The organism is Sphingobacterium multivorum (assembly GCF_039511225.1).
Classification (GTDB): domain Bacteria; phylum Bacteroidota; class Bacteroidia; order Sphingobacteriales; family Sphingobacteriaceae; genus Sphingobacterium.
The window spans coordinates 749,218-774,754 of the sequence record NZ_CP154261.1; the positions used below are offsets into that span (position 1 = coordinate 749,218).

The window sequence follows — 25,537 nt, forward strand, 5'->3', positions numbered from 1 at the left end:
TTATTTTGAGTAGCTTGCTCTTTGCCCCAATTTGTATTTTAATCCACTGGCTTCGAGTAATTCTAGTGTTACCGAGCCAATCAGAATATCTACATTGGCTTTGACCGGAATACGGTTGCCATCATTGGTTACCCACAGATAAAGCTTGCTATTTTTTTTAAAGATACGTCCTGGTTTAATCTCAGGACTGAATTTGAGACATTCTAAAGTGCCTAATTCCGTTTTTATTTTTTCTATTCCAATATATTGTATGCCTAAGGTGGCAATCTCATCATTCAAAAAATAAGTCAGCTTAAAAGATTCTCCCGGTTTAACAGTCGACAGATCTAGATTTCGGGCGAAATAATAGGAAGAAAGCAAGTCGAAAGTCTGATCTACCTTCGAATTGAAAGTTCCTTTGTTGCCTACAACGCTATTTGTCTCCTGGTTGAAGCGCACCTTATCATTCCGTCTATATCCACCTTCACGAATGTTCTCTGTATAGTAATACGGTAAAAAAGTCTTGCTGTTGATATACGAGTTGTATTCATTTCTTACGGTATATATCGCAAAGGCGCCAGCAGTTTTGCCAGCAGCGTATAAATGAAAGGAAGGATTTCCGGTTCCATCCTTGGTATCCTCAACGGTTAATGTCCCTGTCGCGGCTGAAATAAAGCCATAACGGAGTTTATATTTTAATTTCTCGCCACCTTTAAATGCCGATTCTTTTAAATGTGGTAAATCTTGAGCGAAAGCAGTACTTACGATAACGGATAAGTAAAGGAGCAAAGTCGATATAAGTTTCATGTACGTAAGTTTACGAAATTTGTTTGAAAAAGAAATGTTAATTTCATTCAAATAAATTTAACTTTTGGAGTTAATGAGACCTTCATGGACGATGACTTATACTTATTTTAGAGCTGATCTATTTAGGCTGCGTCCGCTTAAATACGGGGACCGTAGAACAAGGTTCACCATACATAATACTCTTGGCCACCTTACTTAGTTTTACCGTAAACTGCACAAATGTAGATTCTGGAATAAAAATATCACCACAACCTTTCACAACCACACGTTGATCCCGAAATTGTTCCATGTCAATTTGGTCAATTGCTGCGGCATACTGCATACGCAACAACTCTGCTGAATCCCCGAAGATAACTGTCGCAGCATAGGGTTCCAATTTGTTGGCCAATAACATATAAGCCCAGGTCGGAACAATAGCATCGGCAGTACACGTAATGGCGACATGTTTACCTGCGTATTGCGACCAATCGTGTGTCTTAATGAATTCGCGGAAGTCCTTTTCTTTAAGAATCAAGCCATGGAAGAGATTATCTTTAATATCATATACTACATTGTCCGCATTAGGATGGTAGTTGGCCAAGTCAACTGTGACTAACCCACTTTGCGCAACTTTGTTGACAATAGCTGTTTGAATATCCATATTTACATAAAAAAAGCCGGACGATAATTCGTCCGGCTACAAATTTACTTAAAATTCTTTTAAAAGAATTTCACTCTATTGTCAATGATTTCAGCTTTGTCTTGTAATGCGCGGAAAATAGATCCCCAAGCGCGTTGTGCTTTCGCTGCAAGCATTTGTTTCTTTTGTCCGTTGATATCCGAAATAGCAGCAGGATTGGTAAAACCATTTACTTGTACAACATATACACCTGTATTCCCTTCAATAGCTTTGGAAGGTTTGTTTGGTTGTAGTCCGAAAACAGTACCAACCACTTTGTTTTCTAATGCAACACCAGGGATAACTGGATTTGCGAAAACAACATTTTCAACGTGAATAGCTGCTTTACCAACTTTTTGTGCAACTTGATCAATAGAAGATGTACCTGCTAAAGCCTTGTCAAATTTATCTTTCAAGATTTTAGCTTTAACCATATTTCTTACGGCAGGTTCGATATCTTTCTTAACAGCGTCCAAGGAAAGAGTTCCTTTAGGCTGTATGTCGACCAAGTTTGCTAAGATATAAGAAGTTTCAGTCTCGAATACTTTATCTGAAATATCGCCTTTTTTAGCTTCGAAAGCCCATTTAATTAAATCACGCGGAGCTTCGGCACCATCTAATACATTATCCATGGCTGTTACGCGTGACGCTGTTTTTGCTTCCAAACCAAGTTTTTTCGCTTCTTGAGCAAAGTTCTGTGCTGTAGCTGCAGATAAGAATGCTGTTGCTTTGCTATGTGCATTGTTCAACGTTTCTTTTCCACTGTTGATCACTTTGTCAATAATGGCAACTTTAGCATATTTTGAACTACCTGTTTGTTTCTCAATTTTGATGATATGGACGCCAAACTGAGATTTAACAACTTTGATATCACCTGTTTTTCCTTCGAAAACAGCTTTCTCAAATTCAGGAACCATACGGCCTCTGGTAAAAGTACCCAGTTCACCACCGTTGGTTTTGCTTTCTGGATCCTTGCTAAACTGAACTGCAAGCGCTGCAAAATTGTCTCCTTTTTGAATCAAACTTTTGATCGAGTCAGCTTTTGCGAGGGCTTTATCAACACCGCCTTCGGCAGCAGGATCCAATAGAATGTGGGATGCTTTCACAGAGTCAGGGCTTACGATCGTCGAAACAACTTTTGCGATTTCATACGCATTGTTGTTTAAGAAAGGTCCAACTGTCGTTCCAGCTGCAACATTGAATACAACTGAATCTAAAGAAGGACTCAACTGTCCTTTTTTTACATAAGTAAATGGAAACTTGTTGTCTGAATTGATCGAAGCAAACAAAGAGTCATCTTTGGCAACGATTAAATCTTGTTTCAATTTATTGATCGTCTCTTTTACGGCCAATGAATCTTTAGCAAGAGGTTTTGCATCGACCATTACGTATTGAATCGCACGTGTTTCCTCTTGTGTTTTGAACATACTTTTATGTTCATTATAATATTCTTGGTAATCTGCATCAGTCAATTTAGCATCAGCATCTTTAACAGAAGCGTAATCTAAAAGAATGTATTTGAAGTTTGCCAATTTATTACGCTCTTGGTACTCTTCATTTGCTTCCAAAGAAGTAACATACACACTATTCGAAAGCAATTCGCCATATTTACTGCTTAAACGCTCATCTCTAACGCCTTCAAGTAGTGCTTCCCATTGCTGAGCCACTTGTTGGTTACCTGATGTGTTCATTTGGCTAATAAAAGCACGTAGTTGACTCGGGTCAAATTGCCCTGTTTGTGGGTTGGTGAATGCTTGAACGATTTGAGGTGAAGGGTTGTTGCCTTGCACTAAATCATTTAATTCGTCTTTACCGACAGTCAAACCGATTTTTTCAATTTCCTTTTTCAAGATTTCTCTTGACAAAAATTGATTCCATACTTGTTGAACAGCATAGGTTCGCATTTGAGGGGTCACCGCACCGCCCATTTGTTGTTTGAACATTTCCTCTGTCTGTTCAACTTGCTTACTGAACTCAGGATATTCAATTTCAGTTCCGTTGACTTCCCCTACACGATTTTGATGTCTCGCCCAAAAAGGAGCTCCCCCTCGAACGACATCGCCTAGTAAAAATGCTAAAATTGCGATAGCCATAGCTGCGGTCAAGATGACACCAGCTTTGTTACGCAAAAAGCCCATTAATCCCATAGTCTGCTTATTGTGTTTATATTGTGTAAATACTTGTATTTCGTTAATTTATGCATAGCATAGCAAAATGCGGTGCAAGATACAATTTTTATAAAAAAAAACGGAATATTTTCCTGAATGTAACAAAACAAATTTGAAAACTATTTGTATAAAGTGGATTTTTTTGTGCTCTTTTAGTTCAAATGATTCGTTTTGAATAACTTAATCGTATAAATAAACTGCCTGGAGCTATCGTCTCGGATCCATGCCTGCTTTTAAACCAAACCGAAATCTGAATTTATGGCCAGCGAATAGCTATTTACTTAGCGAAGGGAAGAGATTGTTGTTGGTGATGACCGTATACCCAGTTGCATTGGCTATATTGACATGTTTAAAATCTTTGTCTGAAGTAAATGATGAACCTTGTAAGTTACCCCGATTATCTCGAAAGAATGCGGTAATGGGAACATGATTATAAAAGGTCATGTTGCTGTTGCTATCGGCCTTACTTTCGTCGTAGATGATTTCTTCTGTTTTGATAACGGACCCGTCAGCCATGGTAACCACCACATTTTTAGTAAAGACGGTAGTCTTTTCTTTTTCCCGCCGAATAGCATGGTCGGAAGTGATTCGCTGAGTTTCCTTTAAATTGTCGTCGTAAAAGATGATTTTAATGCTTTTTGGAAATTCATATACTTCGGTACTATCGTGTTTGATACGCATTTCAGGGGCTGTGAGATTTGCTTTTACCCGTGTGGAATCGCTATAAATAATATCGACGTGACGTGAAATGTCGACCGCCTCTTCCTTTTTCATATTGGCAATGCGGTCTACCTCTTTTAGATCCGGTTCGCAAGAGGTCAATGAGAGCGCCCCTAGTAAAAATAAGATTACTAGGGGCGATATATTTTGGAATATGGATGAAGCAAATGTCTTGCGTACCATCGTATTAATTAATCTAAAGGCGGTTTTCTAAACCAGCGGTCATTTAGGGTAAAGCCGATATTAAAGTTAATATAGCGTTCACGTAGGAGGCTATTGCTGATTTTGCCCATTTGGCCAAATTCTGCAGAGAAGTTTATTTTAGAGAAGGCTCCTGAAAATTGATTTCTTGCCAAGGGCAATCCAATACCTACAGTAACCGCCATATCGTTGATATTCTGGTCGCTTAAGAAATATTGTGTTTTATTATACCTGAAACCAACTCGATAGTCTACTTGGTTCAGATATTTAAGCGAAGTAACATCTGGTGTAATCTGACCACCAATCGCTACGCCATAATTCTTCCGTAGTTCGTTTTCACCCGCTCTTGTCTGAAATCTTGACCAATCGGCATATTTAAAATCGGCCCCGATTAACCATCGGTTGTTACGTGCAAGGGTAATCCCTACATTATGTCGCAACGGAAGCGTCAGATGCCTGCTGCTACGGTCAGAAACATAGGTACTATCTAAAGGGATATTTTGGTTGTCTGGATCCGTTGAAGGCGTAACCCGTGTGTTAAAAATTGTTGCTCTTTCTTTGATGTCATTATTGAGTGATCCCGAATAACCAACGATCAACGAGTATTCTCTATTTAAAGGTTGTTCGTATTGCAAACCGTAATCAAAGATAATCCCTTGGATTTCGCGCTTATTTTGTTGTTGTGTATTTAATGCTCCGGATGAAGGCAAAAACTCTACACGGCTATAGTCATTTAATGTTCCAAATAAATAAGACATATTGGCACCAATACTCAGACCTTTTACAATGCGTACCCCCCAACCTGCATAGGCTTTAGTTAAACCACCTTCGCCCGTAAAAACTTTGGTATAAGGGTCAGAATTGACCGTTCCCGTTGAAGATGTCCGATAGCCGATATCGGAGTAAGGAAGGATACCCAAACTGATACCACCAAATCGTTTCATTGGGAAAGTCATGGTGATGTGGCTAAAGGCAAAATCAGCGGTATTATCGGATCTTGTCGTCGAATTTAACTGCGTGTAATTCCCATATAATCCTGCGTCAAAGGTCGTAAACTGTGTAGCAGAATAAGATGCAGGGTTGCTTGGGTTGGTATTATACACGCCATTGATTCTCCGGACAGCGGTATTGACACCTCCCATCCCTCTATATTGTGGCAATAAATCTTCACGCATCTGACCAAGTCCAAATTGAGAATAAGGTGATGCGGATGTCGTTTTTTGTGCAAATGCGGTAGTAGAACTAGCTAAAATTCCACCTGCTAACAACAGTTGGAGTGATTTATTTCTTAGAGAGCTTGTAAAGCGTTTCTGCATGGTCAATCTATAAAATTGAGAAACTAATGTTTACTTAGTTTTAGTGAAATTTTCGAGTTATCTGACTCTTATATTAAATGTTCTTTGCTTTTAATCGCATACAAAACTATTCAATTTTTGCGAGCTTGTTAAGCCGATTTTGTTAAAAAAGGTTAAACGCTTATTGCACAAAGGTTTAGAAAAACTGAAAGTAGATTATGGTCAGTGTTATGATGGCGTATACAACTTCAAAAAACCATTTCTTTTTGGCATAAGTGAAATAATAAGCCATATAAATAGCGATTGACGGGGCACAAAGTAAAAAATGGGCCTCCGTTAGTTTTTTGTTCCAGTAAAAAGAGACTATCGCAAGGCATAACATAAAAAACAACAGTTGAAATGACTTGCGAATATGCACGACACTTTTGAAAAAATTGTCTTTTAATACCAAAAGGAAGAGTATTAACGTAAAGATGACCGGGACGAGTACCAAATAATCGACTAACTGAATGCGAATAGCAGTAGGGAATTTGTAGGTAAACGGTAGCCAAATGGTATAAAATTGCTCCATTTTACCCATCCAAAGATAGATAACCGCTAAGATAAAATAGACTGTTGCTAGACCAAGTAAAGGGGTGATCCACTCGCGCCAATTAAATGGCCTAAAAATGAGTAGGCCTATCCATAATAAGAAGAACATACTCAGAAAAGGGAAGTAGATCAGACTTCCTATACCTACAATCATACCGAGGTCAAACATTTCGGCTTTGACATCTGTCTGCCGATAGAGGGAGAGCAACTTGCTTAACATCCATATCGAAATAAAATTACAGATGAGCGTTGGAGACAGTACCAAAAATGGTAAAAATAGGCTGGCCAGTGTCATGTACATCAACGCAACCAAGAAACTGGGCTTACCCAGCAGGTTAAAATGGCTTGTGATGCGATTGAGTATCGTTGCCTGAGAAATCGTCAAGATCAGTGTGATAAAAACATTGGTCGAAGGAGAGAGGTTGATTAAGTTGTTTTCTCCCAAAAGATTCCCCAAGGCAGGTTCAAAGATTACAGAATCAAGTTTGTCCGGAAGGTGAAGAAATATGCCTAAGCATAAAACAAAACCCACGATGGATAGAAATAAAATATTGATGGGTGAATAATTTCTAAACTGACTTATAATCATTGTATACGATCAATAAAATGCTATTTATTCTTTTTTTCCAATTTGCTGATACGACGATCGAGCAAGAAAAGGAAGAAAGCCAAACCCAGAAAAATGACCAACATGACCAATACAACAACGTAGATCTTACCTTCGCTACGTAATCCAGTCGCCATCTCGACATCATCCTGTGCAAATGTGCTCAAAGTTGATAAGAGTAGTAAGGCGATTGACAATGTTATTTTTTTCATTTGTTTAAAATATTATTCGTGTCCTTTTCATTGTTATGTATGATTCGATACACGCTATTTGATTTATGTAATATTCTGTTTTTTACTGATTGGGTTCTACCGGATTTCTTTATTTTAGAAATAAAGTGCGGTATTAGCCGTTCAATTTTATGCGTTCAAATCTTTCTTTTCGAGCAAACGTACTCTATAGCGAAGTGAACAGATCCATGCTGCAATCATTGGCCAGCCAATCATCGCTGCATAAAATGTAGGACGAAGTTCGCTGCTCATTTTTAAATCGCCAAAAGCGGCGTTTCCACCACTTCCAGGGTGAAGAGAGTCTGTCATCTTTGGTAGAATATAAAGTAGCACGATGATAATTGGAAATGCAAAGATATTGTACACAGCTGATATTTTGGCTCTTTTTTGCTCTTCTTCCAATGCATTGCGGAGCACCAAATAGGCTAGATACATCAGTGTTGCTATGGCAGAACCATTAAGCTTCGGGTCGTTTGGCCAAGGCTCTCCCCAGGTGATGTTTGCCCAAAGCATACCTGTTGCAAGTCCAAGAAAACAAAATGTTATTCCGGTATTAACAGCTTCAATGGCCATTAAATCATACTCCTGTTTGCCCGTATTGAGGTATTTGATACTATAAATAACAGAAACCAGGTACATAACGAACATAGCCGACCACATTGGGACATGAAAATAAACGTTGCGTATGCTTTCGTGAAGGATGAATAGGCGGGGAACAGGTCCCAAAAGACCATTGATAATGACCGCACAGATAATCATTACCGCTAATATTTTCCACCATTTTTTTCTCATGGATAAATTGAATTTAGTTTGTTCTCAATTCTGACACTTAATCTCGCCAAAGGTACGGAAATAACAATAAAGAAATAGTGATGGTGATTATATTAATTGCAAGTAATACGATTATTTCTTTGCTGCTGGAAGCCCTTTCCAGGCCTTCTATTGCATTGCGGGATAGCTTGATTAATACGATTAACAGTGGGATAATGGCGGGGAAACTCAAGATGGCCATTAAGGTGCTGTTGTTGCCCGCTTTGGAGCTGATCCCGGAGATCATGGTAAAGACGGTGGCAAAACTGATGCTGCCTAAGATGACCGAAATGAAGTAAAGTGTTGGATCACCGACAGGGTTTCTGAATATCGTCGAATAGACAAAATACGCAATGATCGCCAGCAGGGTCATCATCATCATATTGTAAATGACTTTCGCTAAAATGATCGCTCTGGGATCAACCAGTGAATAGTAGTAAAGTTGCCGGTTTGGGTTTTCTTGGACGAAGCTTTTGTTGATTGCATTGATCGAAGCGAAGAGCATAATGATCCAAAATAATGCATTCCATGTAGCCGTATCAACTGATTTGAACGCTTGATAGCAAACGAAAACAGTTGATACGACATATAGTAGAATTCCGTTAATAGCATATTTTGAACGCCATTCCAGAATGATGTCTTTAAGAATTAAAGTTTTTACCTGTTGCAGCAAAGTCATATGCAGCAAAGATACAAATGTATTTTGACCACGGGAGTGACCAAAACCATCAATTCTTAAAAAAGCTGTTTTTTTACTTATGCGTTAGAAATTTTGGATTTTGCAGCATCAGTTGTATTGTCGATTTTGCTTGCCAAATTTTGAGCGGCATTGTTGGCGTGGTCCAAAGCTTCTCTGCCGGCTTCTTTTGCTTTGTTTTTCAGTGCATCTGCATCATCCGATGCTTTGCTGAAAGCTGCTTGTGCTTTTGATTTCAAATGGTCTAATTCAGCCGAAGCTCTGTTCGCTAGCTTTTGTGCCTTTTTAGCTTCTTTTTTTGAAAGATCTTTCAATGACTTAGTTAAGCTTTTAATGCCGTCATTTGCACGATCTAATTGTTTTTTCCCATCATCAGTTCCTAAAAGATACCATGCAGCAGCTCCCGCAGCTAATCCTACCAAAGCAAATGCCACTAATCCATTTTTGCTATTTTTCATAATTCTTCTATTTTGTTATATATTCAAATGATAATCAAGTATGATACCAAATGAACAATCCCAGGGTGAATTTGTTTAAAAAGAATCAATAATTAACAAAATTTTACATATCAATTTTCTGCTGCTTTGATTGCAGATTATAGAGGTGCTGATAAAGACCGCTTTCTTTTTGGAGCAGTTCAACGTGCGTGCCGCTCTCAGACACGATTCCATTTTCGACAACGATAATTTTATCGGCATCAATAATGGTCGATAGTCGGTGTGCAATAATGATCGAGGTGCGTCCACGCATTAATTCTTCCAACGCCTCCTGCACTTGTCTTTCTGATTCTGAGTCTAGGGAAGAAGTGGCTTCGTCCAAGATAAGGATTGCGGGATCTTTTAATAGTGCACGCGCAATGGCAATCCGTTGGCGCTGACCACCAGAGAGTTTAACGCCACGTTCACCAACTAAGGTGTCATAGCTTTCGGGGAAATTTAATATAAATTGATGTGCGTTGGCACGTTTTGCAGCCGCTATTATTTCATCTTCCGTGGCATCGAGCTTACCATAGGCTATATTTTCACGTATTGTTCCGCCAAACAGCAAAACATCTTGCGGCACGATAGCGACCTGGTTGCGGATATCGCAAAGTTCAAAATCGGATGCCGGTTTGTCATCGTAATATACTTCCCCTTTATTGGCTGTGTAGAATTGTAGAATCAATGAAGCTATTGTTGATTTTCCGGTTCCACTCGGTCCAACGATGGCTATTTTATCGCCAGCATTGGCTGTAAAGTTGATGTCTTTCAGAATTTCAATATCAGGGCGGCTTGGATAGGCAAAGGAAACATGGTTGAAGCTCAGTTTTCCGGTCATGGTCTTGTGCACTTCCTTGCAAGTTGGTTTTACATTGAGGTGTTCTTGGGGCTCATCTAAAATTTCCAAGATCCGTTCACTGGCGCCCAAAGAGCGTTGGATATTGGCATAGAGTTCGGGGAAACTGCCCATGGAGCCTGCAACAAACATCGAATACAAGATATAGGTAGTCAGGTCGCCTACAGTCATTTCATGGATAGAAACCAATGCTGCGCCGTACCAGATGACAGCAATCACCGCACCGAAAATACAGAAAATAATAAAAGAGGCAAAAGCACCACGGAAAGTAGCCCCTTTGACCGCTAATTTTACCACTGAATCCATCTGATTGCTGTAGCGATTAAACTCGAAGTACTCATTCACAAAGGCCTTTACGTTGCTTATTCCCAGTAGGGTCTCTTGGACAATACTGTTTGACTCGGCCATTTTATCCTGAGCTTGTCGAGACAATTCGCGGATGAATTTTCCGAAAATAATGGCCGCCACAACGATAATCGGTAAAATACAAAGGTTCATGAGGGCAAGTTTGGGCGATACCCAAACCAAAAGGAACACACCGAAACAAAGACTAATCAACTGTCTTAGGATTTCAGCCAATGTTGTTGTTAACGTATCCTGAATTTGTGAAAGGTCTGCAGACAAGCGGCTGTTTAATTCCCCTACACGACGATTGGCGAAAAATTCAATTGGCAAAGAAATCAGCTTAAGATAAGTGTCCTTGCGTAATGTGGATAACGTACGTTCAGCAATCTCAACAAAAATTCGGATACGAAAAAAAGAGACGACCGATAGAAAAGACAGAATAATAAAGGCAATTCCACCGATATAATAAACATGTGGTGCAAGCCATGGGTAAGTTTGCTTGCCTTGCGCAGCATCAATCATCGCACCGAGCAAAGCCGGAAAGGCGAGCATGGCCAAACTGGATAATACCAAGAAAAACATGCCGACCCCAAATTTAAACCGATAAGGTTTTAAATAGGTCATCAATTTAGATGCTCTTAATAGGAGCTCTTTATTCAATTTTGGTTTTGGTAGATCTTCTTCTTGTTTATTACCGCTGTTGAATCCTCTTGCCATATCCGCTACTTCAAATTTTGTTGCGAGGACAAATGTAAAGAGATTAAAAATATTTTGCTATCATACTTTAGTCAATTTTTTGAGCTGAATCGTACTTTTTCTGATTTAAACGGCTGTTTTAAGTGGCGTGTCGTTGTGCAAATGCTTGTGTTGTGCTGCTTTATCCTAAATTTTGTCGCTTCGAAGCTGTTTGTTGCGCGTTAAATTTATAGAGCAAATATCCTAATACGGCGATAACAAGTAAGGCGATATAGAGTAGTATATGGCTTATACCTCCGTTGCCGGATGTTTTGTCAATCTGTGCCCGCAATTTCTCGTTCTCTTTTTGGAGCTTACTTATGGTGCCTATATAGGCTGATACCTGCTTGTCGTAATCTGTTGCCAATTGTTGGAATTTGTCCTTCTCAAAATCTTTGATTTTCAATAGTTTTTGAGTCTCTAAGAAAATATTGTTGTCGGTGATAACAATATCTTTAAGGATATCAATGCTCTTTTGCATGTCACCTTTTGATTTGAAAAGGCCAAAAAGCCCTGTTTTTTGAGTGAGGCTCGTGTCATAGGCGCCGAATTTCTGTTGACGGGCATCGAGTAGGTCATTTACACGACTTCGTTGGACCTCAAAAGAGCTGGAGTCAGGGTTGTTTTGCGACTTGGCCTGTTCAAAGAAGCAAAATAGAACGGCGATTGGAAGTAGGAATTTTAAAAATTTCATCATGTAATTGGACGATCTATTTAATCAAATCTATAGTTAAACTAACGTTGATGGTAAAATTTTATTTTGCCACGGAGCTACACCTGCAATTTTAGCCTTGTGGTCAGTTTGACCAAGGATAAAAAAATGGAGCGAAAGCACGACAAATGAATTTATGAAATTAATCTTTAAATTCTATACGAATAACATTAGAATCGTCATCATGAAGTCCGAGTAGCTGGCTGGCATTACCTTTATTGATGGCGATTTCAAGGTAGTTAGAAATGCCAAATAAACAAAGTTTCTCTCCTTCTCCCACTTCATTGTAATGCCAGGAAAGATTGGTAATGGTTTCATTGCGTTTGAAATAAAGGACGAAATGACGTCCTTTTTGAACTTTATTGAAAAGATCTTTGGAAATATTGGTGATGGCATTACCAAAAGCATCAACATAAATGACGTTGCCTCGGATCATGTCTTTATCAAAGATGGGCTGCAAAGTTACTTTTTCGATGAGCTGTTGCATTGAAGTACCGATTTCTTTCAGTTTGCCCCCCTTAGCAATATGACAGGCGGATTTAGAAAGAATATCTGCGAGCGGAAAGTGTAGATACCGAAGGTCTTGCATTAAGTTGAGCTCATAGAGTTCCTGTGGTTCGTTGCCATTCAACAATAAGCTGAAAATACCGTTGTCGGCTCCGACGAAATAATGATCGTTGTATTTCATACCGATATATTTCGACTCTTCATGAAACAGGGTGTTAATGCCGATAATATGTACGGTTCCTTTAGGGAAATAATGATAAGCGTTGCCTAATACAAAGGCCGCCCGAGGGATATTGAATGCTGGAATTTCGTGGGTAATATCAACAATATTGGCACCGGACAATTGCGATAAAAGACTACCCTTTAACGCGGCTTGATAAAAATCTTTGTGTCCTAAGTCTGTTGTTAATGTAATTACTGCCATTATAATCTAAATCCTAGATTGAATTGCTGTCGAATTCCCTTAAATATACCCTTAAATTTATCTAAATAGTGGACAAAATTACTATTTATCAGATGATTTATAAAGCTAATTGGATAACTTATTTTGAATCTGTCTTTTTTCGATTGATATACACAAACATAGCGAAGATTTTATGTATAACGAAATCTTTGTGTCCCTTTGTGGACGGTCTCCATAAGCTTCTAAATCATCGTCGTTTGTACACTGTATCTTCTTGGTTGTTTCGTTAGAATACGTTAATTTTGAATAGTATTATACAGAAACGATATTGTGTAATGGCTACAATCTAATTAATTCTAAATAGGATAAAATTTGAACGAATTACTAATTGCATTAGATGGTCTGAATTTGCCCATATTATGGGGAGCAGACAATGAGCACTTCGATTATTTGAAGAAGCAATTCCCAAAACTGCGGATTGTAGCTCGCGGGAGTGAAATGAAGGTGTTGGGAGACGCGAAGGAATTGGATCTGTTTGAGCAATCGTTTAAGGAAGTCATGGCTCATCTGGAGAAATTTAACAACATTACTTTATTGGATTTTGAAAATCTCCTTGGCGCAAGTGCAGGTTCTGCTGTTCAGCAGGAAAAAGAACTTGCGGCCAAACATGCAGCCTTTGGATCCGAACCGATCGTGTATGGGCCTAATGGCCTTATTGTACGCGCACGTACGGCCAACCAACGGAAGATGGTGGATAGTATTTCGAAAAATGATATCTTATTTGCTATCGGACCGGCGGGTACAGGAAAGACCTATACGGCGGTTGCATTAGCTGTCAGGGCACTTCGAAATAAAGAAATCAAAAGGATTATTCTAACAAGACCAGCTGTCGAGGCGGGTGAAAACCTCGGTTTTTTACCGGGCGATTTAAAGGAGAAGGTAGACCCCTATTTGAGACCGCTCTATGATGCATTGGACGATATGATTCCAGCAGAAAAGCTAAAAGGTTACCTGGAAAATCGGACTATTGAAGTTGCACCTCTAGCGTTTATGCGTGGACGAACATTGGACAACTGCTTTGTGATTCTGGACGAAGCTCAGAATGCAACGGATATGCAGCTGAAGATGTTTTTGACACGTATGGGGCCAACGGCAAAATTTATCGTTACAGGTGATATGACACAGGTAGATTTACCGAAAAAAAATCAATCTGGATTGTCTACTTCAATTCGCCTATTGGAGAATATCGAAGGAATAGACATTATCCACCTCAGCGGTGGAGATGTGGTTCGCCATAAACTGGTTCGCCGCATCCTCGAAGCGTATGGCGATATTTAATCGGTCTATGCTGCAAACGTATGATTTGGGATATCTCAGTTTGGCATGGGTACGAAAGGTGCCGACTGATATAGTTCAATTAGCCTTATTAAAAGGCAAATCGAGTACAGCGAGCTCTTAAATAAATGCGCTGCATTTATGAATGCCATTGAACGCAGTCATAAATGAACAATTACTTATATTTGAATTTTACGTTGAACATGAATGCTATAAAAGAAACAAATTTCAATTTCGAAAACCAGACTGCTTTTTACCGGGGAAAAGTACGTGACGTGTATACGATTGCCGATACGTATTTGGCGATGGTTGCCTCAGACCGTATTTCGGCATTTGATGTGGTACTTCCGCGTCCTATTCCTTATAAAGGACAGGTGTTGAATCAAATTGCAGCCAAATTTTTAAAAGCTACGGCTGATATTATTCCAAATTGGGTCGTGTCTGTTCCGGATCCAAGTGTAACTATCGGTCAGCTATGCGAGCCGTTTAAAGTTGAAATGGTTATTCGGGGCTACTTGTCAGGACACGCTTGGCGCGAATATGCTGCGGGTAAACGGGAAGTATGTGGTGAGGCATTGCCAGAAGGACTGAAAGAAAATGACAAATTGCCTGAGCCAATTATTACACCGACAACAAAGGCTGCTGTTGGACATGATGAGGATATTTCACGTGCCGATATCTTGAAAAAAGGCATCGTAAGCGAAGAAGACTATGTTCAATTGGAGCAATACACCAAAGCGTTGTTCCAAAGGGGGACCGAAATTGCCGCACAAAGAGGGCTTATTTTGGTGGATACAAAATATGAGTTTGGAAAAAAAGATGGGAAAATTGTGCTGATCGACGAGATCCACACACCAGATTCTTCCCGTTATTTTTATGCGGAAGGTTATGCGGAACGTCAGGAAAAAGGTGAGGCACAAAAGCAATTGTCGAAGGAGTTTGTTCGCAAATGGTTAATTGAAAACGGCTTCCAAGGGAAAGACGGTCAGGTTGTCCCGGAGATGACGGATGAGATTGTCACTTCCATTTCTGAACGTTATATTGAGCTATACGAGCATATCGTCGGAGAGAAGTTTGTGTATCCGGATCAGGAAAATGTACTGGAACGTGTGGAAAGAAATGTGGCAAAGGCCTTGAAAACGCTAAATTATTAGTACATTGTATCCTCAAACAAAGGAGATAGACTAATGAAGTATACCATTGATAAGCACGATCGCTATATTGTCATAGAACCTCATGTCGATGTGATTGACGCGGATAATGCCGCTAAACTCAAAGGGGAGTTTTTGTTGCGGAATACGATTGGACAACGGAATATCGTTTTGGATATGATCCACGTTAAGCAAACGGACGAGGTTGGTATTCGATTAGGCGTGCTTGCCCATCGTTTATGTCAGTCTGTTGGTGGCATATTTATTTTGGTTAATCTTTGTCCAACGTTAATGGATATGGTTCGTGTGTCGCATTTGGATAAATCGCTGAAAATAGCACCATCTTTAAAGGTGGCGGAAGATTTAATCTTTGCACACGAATTGGAATCTGAGTATCGGGGGGCAATCGAGGATTAATATGAAGTTTGAAGTTCTGATATTAGGAAATAGCTCGGCCACACCGATGTTTGATCGTCATCCGACTAGCCAAGTGTTGAACTTTAATGAGCAATTGTTTTTGATCGACTGTGGAGAAGGTACACAAATGCAACTTAGCCGATACGGCATCAAAAGCAATCGTTTAGGACATATATTTATTAGCCATCTGCATGGGGATCATTATTTGGGTTTGGTGGGGCTGCTTTCATCGATGCACCTTGTCGGCCGAAAAAGTGATCTCCATTTGTATGGGCCACCTGCGTTAAAGGAAATTTTAGACGTGCAATTTTTGCATTCCGAGACTATTTTACGCTATAATCTTGTTTTTCATCCGATTTCACCCGAACAGCCGGGTGTCATTTTTGAAAACAGAACATTAAAAGTAAGCACTTTTCCATTAAAGCATCGTATTGCCTGTACAGGCTTTCGTTTTGATGAGGGGCCCCGTGCACGAACATTGCTTGGCGATGTCGTACAGGAACTGAATATACCCACCGCTTATTTTCCGATGATCAAAAAAGGATTTGATTACGTCGATGAAAGTGGTAAAGTATATACTGCAGATGACCTGAGCCTTCCTGCTCCCTTATCGCGCAGTTATGTGTATTGTTCGGATACCGTACGGACGCCGGAATACCTGCCTTATGTGCAAAAGGCTAATCTGATGTATCATGAGTCCACATTCTTGCACGATATGGTCGACCGCGCAAAAGAGACATTTCACACCACAGCGCTGGAGGCTGGAGAGATCGCCCAGGAAACTCATGCAAAGAAGTTGCTATTGGGTCATTATTCAGCGCGGTACAGAGATTTAAATCCCCTATTGGAAGAAGCGAGAACCGTATTCCCAAATACGGAACTCTCTGTGGAAGGTCGGTGGTTTTCCGTTTAATTTTTTTGAATTTTCTCTGATATCCCAACGATAAACGAGTTAACACCTATGAATAATTGCTTATTATATTGCATATGATGAACAATTTATCTAAGTTTACGGCTCTAATTTTTTTATAATGGATAATCCATTCAACTTAAACAACCTACTACGGGAAAATATTAAGAAGCTCGTACCTTATTCATCCGCAAGAGATGAATTTAAAGGGGAGGCATCCATATTGATTGATGCCAATGAAAATCCTTTTGGATCCCCCTTAAACCATGATTACAACCGATATCCAGACCCTCTCCAACATCAAGTTAAAGCAAAACTTTCTAAAATAAAAGGTGTACCATCAGAGAATATCTTTTTGGGAAATGGAAGTGATGAAGCTATTGATATTTTATACCGTGCATTTTGTACCCCTGGTGTTGACAATGTCATATTAGTTCCGCCAACCTACGGGATGTATGAAGTTTCTGCGAACATCAATGATGTTGCTTTCAAAAAGGTAAACCTTACTGCTGATTACCAGCTGGATTTGGATGGTATTGCCAATGCAATAGACGCACATACTAAACTGATTTTTATCTGTTCTCCGAATAATCCAACCGGAAACTCAATCCGTCGTCAGGATATTGAAACAATCCTGAATAATTTTCAGGGGCTTGTGGTAGTGGATGAGGCCTATATTAATTTTTCTGCTGTCAAATCATTTACGCAAGAACTGGCTGAATACCCCAATCTAGTGGTATTGCAGACCTTATCCAAAGCCTGGGGGCTTGCGGCCCTACGCTTGGGTATGGCTTTTGCCAGTAAAGAGATTATCGCTGTTTACAATAAAATAAAACCACCCTATAACATTAATCAGGCGACACAAGATATTGTATTGGAAGCCTTAGATCAGGTTGATCAAGTCAATGACTGGATCAAGGAAACGGTGGCAGAGCGCGAAAAACTTGTGCGTGAATTGCTTGAGCTGGATTATGTGCAGCATATCACACCTTCTGATGCCAATTTTATTTTGGTCAAGATGGATCAACCTCGGGAGGTTTACGATTACCTCGTCCAATATGGAATCATCGTTAGGGATCGATCTAAAGTCGAACTGTGTGAAGGTTGTCTACGGATCACAGTCGGTACACCGGCTGAAAATAAAACATTGTTAGAAAAACTTAATCAAATCAATAAATAATACTATGCCTGATAACTTAAAACGTGTACTGTTTATAGACCGCGACGGAACATTGATTTTGGAACCAGAAGATGAACAAATCGATTCTTTTGCCAAATTAAAATTCTATCCTGGTGCTTTGCAGTATCTACCACGTATCGCAAAAGAGCTGGATTTCGAATTGATCTTGGTTTCCAACCAAGATGGTTTAGGAACGTCTTCCCATCCGGAAGAGAATTTCTGGCCAGTCCATCATTTTGTGATTGATACGTTTGCAGGAGAAGGCGTAGTGTTTGCCGAGGAACATATTGATAAAACCTTTCCACACGAGAATGCGGAAACCCGAAAACCGGGAGTTGGTATGCTTGGGGCCTATTTTGATGCGTCGAAATACGATTTGAGCCAATCTTTCGTCATCGGCGATCGTGTGAACGATGTTAAATTGGCGCAAAACCTCGGCGCAAAGGCAATTTGGCTGCGTGCTAACGATCAATTAGGTGCTTTGGAAAACCTTGCGATAGATTCGACTGTTATAGCTTTAGAGACAACGGATTGGAAGACGGTATACGAATTCCTTAAATTGGGTACGCGCACTGCCGAACATCATCGGAAAACAAATGAAACGGATATTTTTATCCAATTGAATCTGGATGGTTCGGGTAAGTCTGACATTGAAACGGGATTGCCGTTTTTCGACCATATGCTGGATCAATTGGCTAGACATGGAGCACTTGATCTGACCATTAAGGCGAAAGGGGATCTTCATATCGACGAGCATCATACCATCGAAGATACCGGTATTGCGCTGGGCGAGATCTTTTTGAAGGTTTTAGGGGATAAACGTGGAATTGAGCGCTACTCCTATACGTTGCCGATGGATGATTGTTTGGCTCAGGTTGCATTGGATTTTGGTGGTCGCAACTGGATTGTGTGGGATGCGGCATTTAAACGGGAGAAGATCGGCGATATGCCTACGGAAATGTTTTTCCACTTCTTTAAATCTTTTTCAGATGCTTCACGATCGAATTTAAACATTAAAGCAGAAGGTGACAACGAGCACCATAAGATCGAAGCGATCTTCAAGGCTTTTGCTAAATCTATCAAGAAAGCGGTAAGACGTGATGCCGACCATATGCAATTGCCAAGTACAAAAGGAGTATTGTAAGATGATAGGAATTATTAATTATGGTGCGGGGAATATTTTCTCGTTGACAGCGGCACTGGATCGCGTTGGGCTTACCTATGGTATGGTCAATACCGCCGATGAGATCGATCAATACGATCGTATCATCATTCCTGGAGTGGGGCATGCTGGCGCAGCGATGGACAAACTACAGGAATCGGGATTGGTGCCCTATATCAAAAAGCTAAAAAAGCCTGTGTTGGGTATTTGTGTTGGTATGCAATTGCTGACGGCTTTTTCAGAAGAAGGAAATGCCGAAATGTTAAAGCTATTTCCTTTGAAGACCTTACATTTTGATGCCGAAAAGTCGGGTAAAGTACCACATATGGGCTGGAATAGTGTTTCCGTGCCAGCAAACAGTCCTTTATTTGCACATATTGAAGACCAGACTTATTTTTATTTTGTCCACTCGTACTTTATCGAATTCGATGCGACATATACCGCGGCGAAATGTGTCTATGGACAGCCTTTTTCGGCTGCAATTTCCAAAGACAATTTCTTTGGCGTACAATTTCATCCAGAGAAATCTGGAAAAGCAGGAGAGCAGCTGCTGCTCAATTTTTCAACTATTCAAATTGATTAAAAATATTCGACTATGTATATCATTCCAGCAATAGATGTCTTGGACAAAAAAGTTGTCCGCTTGAGAGAGGGTAACTACAATGACGTTACAACGTATGCGATTAGTTTAGAAGAGCAAATCGAAACCTACCGTGCAAATGGTACGGAACTCGTCCATATCATTGATTTAAATGGTGCAAAAGGAGACTTCAGCAATCAGGCCTATTTATTTGATATCATCCAAAAGACAGATATGAAAATTCAGTATGGCGGTGGTGTAAGAAGTATCGAAAAGGTTAAGGAATTGGTTGATGCCGGGATTTATCGCGTTATTGTCGGAACACAGGCAATCACAAATCCTTCATTCTTGGAGGAGCTGGCTACGTTGAACGAAGGTAAAGTAAAATATGCCGACCACATCGTTATTGCAATCGACGTTTTGGATGAGGTAATCAAATACTCGGGTTGGTTGGAAAGTTCGCCAATCAAATTGATCGAATATATTGATAAATGCTTGGTTTTAGGATTCTTTAGGTTCTTATGTACCGATATTAGTAAAGATGGAAAATTGGGCGGTGCAGGCGTTGAACTGTACCAAAAGTTGTTGAGCCATTCTCCGATTATCAAGTTAATAGCTTCTGGCGGGATCAGTTCAATGGACGATATTCAGAAACTTCAGGAATTGGGTAGTGTAGAATCTGTTGTCGTTGGTAAAGCAATCTATGAAAATAGAATTTCGATCGATGAAATCAAAGATTGGAATTTAAAATCGTTAATCAGATTTTAAAATGCTGGCAAAACGTATAATTCCCTGTTTGGATGTCAAAGATGGGCGGACGGTAAAAGGAGTCAATTTTGTGGATCTGCGCGATGCAGGTGATCCTGTTGAATTGGCCTATGAATATTCTCAACAAGGGGCTGATGAACTCGTTTTCCTAGATATTACAGCAACGCACGAGGGGCGTAAAACGACAATTGATCTGGTCAAAGCAGTCGCACGTCAAGTGAATATTCCCTTTACAATCGGCGGTGGTATCAATGAAATCAGAGATGCTGATATCTTGTTGAATGCAGGTGCAGACAAAATATCCATCAATTCCGCTGCAGTACGCAATCCTGCTCTTATCAACCAAATGGCTGCAGCTTTTGGTGCACAATTTGTTGTGGTTGCTGTAGATACCCGGTCGATCGAAGGTCACAATTTTGTTCATCTAAGCGGCGGACGCATTAAGACGGAATTGGACACAGCGGATTGGATCCTTGAAGCGCAGGAACGTGGAGCAGGAGAGATCCTGTTGACGTCAATGGATCATGATGGAACAAAAAATGGCTTTGACAATGGTTTTTTAAAAACAATAAACGACCAGATTCATATTCCACTGATTGCTTCTGGCGGTGCCGGTAATCAACAGCATTTTGTCGATGTTTTTCAACAGGCTAACGTGGATGCTGCCCTGGCGGCATCGGTCTTCCATTATGGTGAAATATTGATCCCCGATCTTAAAGCTACCTTACGCCAAAATGGTATTGTCGTAAGATAGAATAGCGGAGTAAAGATCGATAATCAAAGGGGTGGAAGTTATAAACTTGCTGAAAGAAATCCTGAGAAATTAAACTGGGCTCATGGCTCTTCGAAAATAATTAAAAATTGAAATACTAAAATCATGTTAGATTTTGCAAAAAGTGACGGCCTTGTTCCAGTGATTGTGCAGGACTTCCAAACATTGGAAGTGTTGATGTTAGGCTATATGAACGAGGAAGCTTGGCAGAAGACACAAGCAGAGAAACGCGTTACGTTTTTCTCCCGAAGCAAAAATCGCCTCTGGACAAAAGGAGAGGAAAGTGGAAACTTTTTGAATGTAAAAAGTATCCATGTTGATTGCGATAAGGATACTGTTTTGATCAAAGCAGAACCAATGGGACCTACCTGTCATACAGGGAGCAGAAGTTGTTTTAATACAGACTTCAACCAAAACTTTCTGTTGGAGCTGGAGCGTATCGTCAACCATCGCTATGAACATCCTTCTGACGAATCTTATGTCAATCGTCTGCGTTCTCGCGGTATCAATAAGATTGCGCAAAAGGTTGGCGAGGAAGCCGTAGAAACAGTCATTGCAGCATTGACCGAAACGGATACTGATTTTATTAATGAAACTTCAGACTTATTGTTTCATTTGATCGTATTGTTGCGTGAGAAAGGATTTTCTTTGGAAACAATTGCGAAAAACCTCGAGAGCAGACATCAATAGGTATTTGGACGACGGCATCAGCGTTGAACAAAATCTGAAGCGGAAAGAAGGCTTTAAGCTAAGATGACAAAATAATCTAAGAAGTGCAGTATATTTGTGGATATACTGCACTTCTTGTGTCTACAGGCTAGCAATATGTATTGCTGTATTGATCTTTCTGGATCACAGCTCAGTCAGCGGAGAATTCGGTCCTATAACATAAAAAAAATAGGCTTAAAACAGGTGCTCCGAATAGAGAAGGCGTTTTAGCGAATTACTATGGATATTACATTAAAATCGACGTTATCAGGGCATCAAAACCCTATTTTTTGTGTAGAGAAGGGCTATTATGCGCATACATTTTTTACGGCTGGTAACGATAAGGGCGTTGTCGAATGGGATATTGAACAGAATGCATTTAAGCGTATTCTCTGCGCGGTAAGTTCATCGGTTTACGCTTTACGGTTGATCCCGGGGACGCCGATTCTGGCCATAGCCTTGCGTGAGGGTAAACTGCTTTTTGTAGATGTCGAAGAGCAAAAGCTTGTAGCAAGTATACAGCTGAGCAACAAAGCTATTTTTGCATTGGCTTATATGTCCTGGAAAAATGAGCTTCTGGCAGTAGGTGAAGAGGGAACATTGTACGTTATTAATCTGGCAACTTATAAAAGCATTTATGAGAAGCGTATATCCCCAACAACAATTCGCGCAATTGCAATTGATGAAGGACTTGGACGGATAGCATTGGGCGATAAAGATGGTAAGGTTTATACCTTGGACAGTGCTGATTTTCATATTATTGCGGATTCAAAATTGCATAGTATGCCCGCAACGTCTCTTGCATTTATTCCTCATAAATTGTTAAGCGGTGGACGGGATGCGCAATTGGTGATTTCAGACCCCAATCAATTGACAACTAATTTTTCCTTTGTACCTCACCTTTTTACCGTATACGGAATATATCCCCATCCTGAGGCGCCAATTTTTGCTACTGTCAGTCGCGACAAATCGTTGAAATTTTGGTCCACAGCCGATTTTGCACTATTGAAAAATATGAGTCGCGAGAAGATGCAAGATGGCCATCATTTATCTGTAAATGCGGGAGCATGGTCCGAAAATGGGCAATATTTCTTTAGCGTCAGCGATGACAAACTAGTGAAAGTCTGGGAATTTCATGTATAAAAGATCGGGCAGGAAGTGCGGACTAACTTAGGGGCATAAAAAGTAAAGTCATTTGTAGCGAATTCATAATTATATCGTTAACTATGGTAATTATAAATTTAATTGACCTTATAGTTATATTTTATGAAAAGAATTTGGCTTATCCTATTAGGCTGTATAGCGCTTTCGAGCTGTGATAAAATCGAAAGTAAAGGAATGTATCTAGCTAGCGTGCCCATATTCGAAACAATGGAAAGTATACGGGCTAAAGCTAATCCCGTAAGCAGCCCTACGACAATTGTTCAAACCGGAAAGATTTATATTTATCAAGATTACTTGTTTATAAATGAGCCAGGGAAAGGAGTTCATATCTTTAATAATGTTGATCCGTCAAAACCCCTGGCGATGGCATTCTTAAGTATTCCCGGCAATGTGGATCTTGCGGTTCTAGATGGAAAGCTGTATGCGGATAGTTTTACAGATTTGTTGACCTTCGATCTCGAAAATCCTGCATCTCCAAAATTATTGACACGAAATAAGGATGTGTTTAAGATGTTGCTTCAAATGGATTACCTGAATAATACTGCCGATCGCATCATTACGGGATACCGAGATAGCCTGGTAAGCTATAGCCAAAAAGATAAATATTCACCTTATGACCGAAAAGAACCTCTCTATAACGAGACCAATTCGGGCTCGGGACAGGGCGGATCCATGGCGCGATTTACCATTGCCAATAAACATCTATATGCCGTGGACCAAACGACGTTGCACCTTTTTGACGTGCAAAATGCGAGTAAACCTGCCTATGTAAAGGATATCAAAATAGGGCCTGGTATCGAAACAATTTTTCCCTTTAAAAACAACCTGTTTATCGGCTCCAATACAGGCATGGTGATTTATGATATCACGACGGCATCAGCTCCCGTAGAGCTGTCGCGTTATGCACATATTCGTGCCTGTGATCCTGTCGTTGTCAATGAGAAATATGCCTTTGTAACCTTACGTGCAGGCGTGGTATGTGGGGGGCAGCAAAATTTGTTGGAAGTTATCGATATCCAAGATCTGACGAAACCGATGCTGAAACATAGCTTCACTTTGGAGAATCCTTACGGACTGGCGCTATCGGACCACACGCTGTATATCTGTGATGGAAAATTCGGGTTGAAGTCATTCGATGCCAGTGATGTTAGTCAAATAGGTAATAAGCTTTTAGAAACTCACAAAGACCTGATGAGTATGGATGTTATCGCTGGACCAAAATCGCTAATTATTGTTGGAGAAAAAGGTGTACATCAATATGATTATAGCAATAAGGCCAAATTGAAGGAATTGAGCATTATTCCTGTTATTAGATCCAATTAAGACACTATTTCAAGAGCTTCATTATTCTGATATGAAAAGACTTTCGATTGCCATTTTGGCTCTTCTCGGGTATTTAACTGTTGATGCCCAAACAAAAAAATATACAAATCATAATGAATTTTCGGTTATTACTTATGGCCCTGCTTTTCTCGAATCTGGATTTGGCCTACATACATTCCATGGGGTGCAGCTCCATGAAAATATCGCTCTGGGTTTAAATACAGGGGTGGATAGGTATCCTGTAAACAATGAAGGATCAAAATGGTTTTTACCACTCTCAGCCAAAGTAAATTATGTGGAATTCCCTGACAGAAAACGTAGTTTTTTTGCAGGATTGGATTTAGGCTATAGTTTTGCTTTCTTGAATAAAAATCTAGTCGAGAGCAATTTAAAATATGAATATCAGGGTGGCTTGTTGGTAAATCCACAGTTAGGTTGGCGCTTTAAATTTAAGAATTCAGCGAAATATTGGTCTTTGGCAACAGGATATCGGTATCAGCACTATAGCCGAAAGGATACTTATACGCGACCCTCAGCAAGTTTGCCAGACACTAGCATAGGGTATGGAACAACACAAATGGATAAAAAATATGATCTGCACCGTTTTACTTTACAGGTAGGATTTGGTTTTTAGGTATCTATCGGATGTTTTTTTTATTAACAGGTGTCGATAGCTTGAAATGTAAAAAAATAGCGTAAGTATACGGTTCGTTTTTCAAATTTAGACCGATACTAACGCTATTTCACTCTTTTTTGTGGAGCTTACCTATTCGCTGTCTAAAAGCTGTAATACCTGCGTAAGGTATTTCTCATCGACTTCATCAAAACTATTTAATTCACTGCTGTCAACGTCCAGCACACCGATAATCTGTCCCTGTTTAAAAACGGGTAGCACTATTTCGGACCGCGAGAGCGAACTACAAGCAATGTGTCCCGGAAATTGCTCCACATCAGGAACAATCAATGTTTTTTCCTGTGCCCAAGCACCCCCACATACTCCACGACCTTTCTTGATACGCGTGCATGCAACGGGTCCTTGAAAAGGGCCTAATACGAGCTCGTCTCCATCGACAAGATAGAAACCAACCCAGAAAAAATTGAATTGTTCTTTCAGTGCAGCAGCGATGTTAGCCAAATTGGCAATTTGATTAGGCTCGCCTTGCAAAAGTCCTCCAATTTGAGGAAGTAAATTTTGATATTGTTCTTCTTTGCTACCTTTAGCTATTTGTAAATCCTCTGCCATAAAAATCTATGTAAAAAATAATCA

The 25,537-nt window shown here is 40.0% G+C and carries 27 protein-coding genes; 13 read left to right on the plus strand and 14 right to left on the minus strand.

Annotated elements, in window-relative coordinates:
- The 13 genes from AAH582_RS03070 to AAH582_RS03130 form a co-directional block, all read right to left on the minus strand.
- A complete protein-coding gene (locus AAH582_RS03070) occupies positions 1-786 on the minus strand; it encodes a DUF3108 domain-containing protein (RefSeq protein ID WP_046672326.1) in 786 nt (261 codons plus the stop codon).
- A gap of 118 nt (positions 787-904) precedes the next feature.
- Complete coding sequence (locus AAH582_RS03075) at positions 905-1,426, minus strand: DUF2480 family protein (RefSeq protein ID WP_343321183.1); 522 nt, start codon at positions 1,424-1,426, stop codon at positions 905-907.
- Between the two features lie 59 nt (positions 1,427-1,485).
- Complete coding sequence (locus AAH582_RS03080; RefSeq protein WP_343321184.1) at positions 1,486-3,591, minus strand: SurA N-terminal domain-containing protein; 2,106 nt, start codon at positions 3,589-3,591, stop codon at positions 1,486-1,488.
- 294 nt (positions 3,592-3,885) lie between these two features.
- Positions 3,886-4,515, minus strand: a complete 630-nt coding sequence (lptC, locus tag AAH582_RS03085; protein WP_046672329.1) for an LPS export ABC transporter periplasmic protein LptC — start codon at positions 4,513-4,515, stop codon at positions 3,886-3,888.
- Between the two features lie 8 nt (positions 4,516-4,523).
- Entirely contained in the window at positions 4,524-5,849 is a 1,326-nt protein-coding gene (locus AAH582_RS03090; RefSeq protein WP_343321185.1) for a hypothetical protein, read from the minus strand.
- 175 nt (positions 5,850-6,024) lie between these two features.
- Complete coding sequence (locus tag AAH582_RS03095; protein WP_046672331.1) at positions 6,025-7,008, minus strand: DUF6427 family protein; 984 nt, start codon at positions 7,006-7,008, stop codon at positions 6,025-6,027.
- 20 nt (positions 7,009-7,028) lie between these two features.
- The gene (locus tag AAH582_RS03100) at positions 7,029-7,238 is read right to left on the minus strand and encodes a CcmD family protein (RefSeq protein ID WP_046672332.1); all 210 of its coding nucleotides are present in this window, start codon (positions 7,236-7,238) and stop codon (positions 7,029-7,031) included.
- A gap of 147 nt (positions 7,239-7,385) precedes the next feature.
- Positions 7,386-8,048, minus strand: coding sequence for a cytochrome c biogenesis protein (ccsA, locus tag AAH582_RS03105; RefSeq protein WP_046672333.1), 663 nt, complete (start codon positions 8,046-8,048; stop codon positions 7,386-7,388).
- Positions 8,049-8,085: 37 nt separating this feature from the next.
- Positions 8,086-8,745 (minus strand): heme exporter protein CcmB, encoded by a 660-nt coding sequence (locus AAH582_RS03110; RefSeq protein ID WP_343321186.1) that lies wholly within the window; start codon positions 8,743-8,745, stop codon positions 8,086-8,088.
- A 77-nt stretch (positions 8,746-8,822) separates the two neighbouring features.
- Complete coding sequence (locus tag AAH582_RS03115) at positions 8,823-9,221, minus strand: hypothetical protein (RefSeq protein ID WP_046672335.1); 399 nt, start codon at positions 9,219-9,221, stop codon at positions 8,823-8,825.
- 103 nt (positions 9,222-9,324) lie between these two features.
- A complete protein-coding gene (locus AAH582_RS03120) occupies positions 9,325-11,160 on the minus strand; it encodes an ABC transporter ATP-binding protein (protein WP_046672336.1) in 1,836 nt (611 codons plus the stop codon).
- Between the two features lie 160 nt (positions 11,161-11,320).
- The gene (locus tag AAH582_RS03125) at positions 11,321-11,875 is read right to left on the minus strand and encodes a hypothetical protein (protein ID WP_343321187.1); all 555 of its coding nucleotides are present in this window, start codon (positions 11,873-11,875) and stop codon (positions 11,321-11,323) included.
- Positions 11,876-12,032: 157 nt separating this feature from the next.
- On the minus strand, positions 12,033-12,821 hold the full coding sequence (locus AAH582_RS03130) for an SAM hydrolase/SAM-dependent halogenase family protein (RefSeq protein ID WP_046672337.1): 789 nt from the start codon (positions 12,819-12,821) through the stop codon (positions 12,033-12,035).
- A gap of 351 nt (positions 12,822-13,172) precedes the next feature.
- Between AAH582_RS03130 and AAH582_RS03135 the strand changes: the two genes are divergently transcribed.
- From AAH582_RS03135 to AAH582_RS03195, 13 genes are all read left to right on the plus strand, one after another.
- A complete protein-coding gene (locus tag AAH582_RS03135; RefSeq protein WP_046672338.1) occupies positions 13,173-14,138 on the plus strand; it encodes a PhoH family protein in 966 nt (321 codons plus the stop codon).
- 200 nt (positions 14,139-14,338) lie between these two features.
- Positions 14,339-15,289, plus strand: a complete 951-nt coding sequence (locus AAH582_RS03140; protein ID WP_046672361.1) for a phosphoribosylaminoimidazolesuccinocarboxamide synthase — start codon at positions 14,339-14,341, stop codon at positions 15,287-15,289.
- Between the two features lie 33 nt (positions 15,290-15,322).
- The gene (locus tag AAH582_RS03145) at positions 15,323-15,703 is read left to right on the plus strand and encodes an STAS domain-containing protein (RefSeq protein ID WP_046672339.1); all 381 of its coding nucleotides are present in this window, start codon (positions 15,323-15,325) and stop codon (positions 15,701-15,703) included.
- A 1-nt stretch (position 15,704) separates the two neighbouring features.
- Positions 15,705-16,616, plus strand: coding sequence for a ribonuclease Z (locus AAH582_RS03150; protein ID WP_046672340.1), 912 nt, complete (start codon positions 15,705-15,707; stop codon positions 16,614-16,616).
- A 118-nt stretch (positions 16,617-16,734) separates the two neighbouring features.
- A complete protein-coding gene (gene hisC / locus AAH582_RS03155; RefSeq protein WP_046672341.1) occupies positions 16,735-17,793 on the plus strand; it encodes a histidinol-phosphate transaminase in 1,059 nt (352 codons plus the stop codon).
- Between the two features lie 4 nt (positions 17,794-17,797).
- A complete protein-coding gene (gene hisB, locus AAH582_RS03160; protein WP_046672342.1) occupies positions 17,798-18,937 on the plus strand; it encodes a bifunctional histidinol-phosphatase/imidazoleglycerol-phosphate dehydratase HisB in 1,140 nt (379 codons plus the stop codon).
- A gap of 1 nt (position 18,938) precedes the next feature.
- The gene (gene hisH, locus AAH582_RS03165; RefSeq protein WP_046672343.1) at positions 18,939-19,538 is read left to right on the plus strand and encodes an imidazole glycerol phosphate synthase subunit HisH; all 600 of its coding nucleotides are present in this window, start codon (positions 18,939-18,941) and stop codon (positions 19,536-19,538) included.
- Between the two features lie 12 nt (positions 19,539-19,550).
- The gene (locus tag AAH582_RS03170) at positions 19,551-20,303 is read left to right on the plus strand and encodes a HisA/HisF-related TIM barrel protein (RefSeq protein ID WP_046672344.1); all 753 of its coding nucleotides are present in this window, start codon (positions 19,551-19,553) and stop codon (positions 20,301-20,303) included.
- A 1-nt stretch (position 20,304) separates the two neighbouring features.
- Positions 20,305-21,057 (plus strand): imidazole glycerol phosphate synthase subunit HisF, encoded by a 753-nt coding sequence (gene hisF / locus AAH582_RS03175; RefSeq protein WP_343321188.1) that lies wholly within the window; start codon positions 20,305-20,307, stop codon positions 21,055-21,057.
- Between the two features lie 123 nt (positions 21,058-21,180).
- On the plus strand, positions 21,181-21,765 hold the full coding sequence (gene hisIE, locus AAH582_RS03180; RefSeq protein WP_046672346.1) for a bifunctional phosphoribosyl-AMP cyclohydrolase/phosphoribosyl-ATP diphosphatase HisIE: 585 nt from the start codon (positions 21,181-21,183) through the stop codon (positions 21,763-21,765).
- A 258-nt stretch (positions 21,766-22,023) separates the two neighbouring features.
- Positions 22,024-22,926: a WD40 repeat domain-containing protein gene (locus tag AAH582_RS03185; protein WP_343321189.1), complete on the plus strand. Its 903-nt coding sequence runs from the start codon at positions 22,024-22,026 to the stop codon at positions 22,924-22,926.
- Positions 22,927-23,049: 123 nt separating this feature from the next.
- The gene (locus tag AAH582_RS03190) at positions 23,050-24,270 is read left to right on the plus strand and encodes an LVIVD repeat-containing protein (RefSeq protein WP_343321190.1); all 1,221 of its coding nucleotides are present in this window, start codon (positions 23,050-23,052) and stop codon (positions 24,268-24,270) included.
- A gap of 31 nt (positions 24,271-24,301) precedes the next feature.
- Complete coding sequence (locus AAH582_RS03195) at positions 24,302-24,904, plus strand: hypothetical protein (protein WP_046672349.1); 603 nt, start codon at positions 24,302-24,304, stop codon at positions 24,902-24,904.
- A 132-nt stretch (positions 24,905-25,036) separates the two neighbouring features.
- On the opposite strand, the gene AAH582_RS03200 is transcribed toward AAH582_RS03195, so the two are convergent.
- Complete coding sequence (locus tag AAH582_RS03200; RefSeq protein ID WP_046672350.1) at positions 25,037-25,513, minus strand: GAF domain-containing protein; 477 nt, start codon at positions 25,511-25,513, stop codon at positions 25,037-25,039.
- Positions 25,514-25,537: the final 24 nt, after the last annotated feature.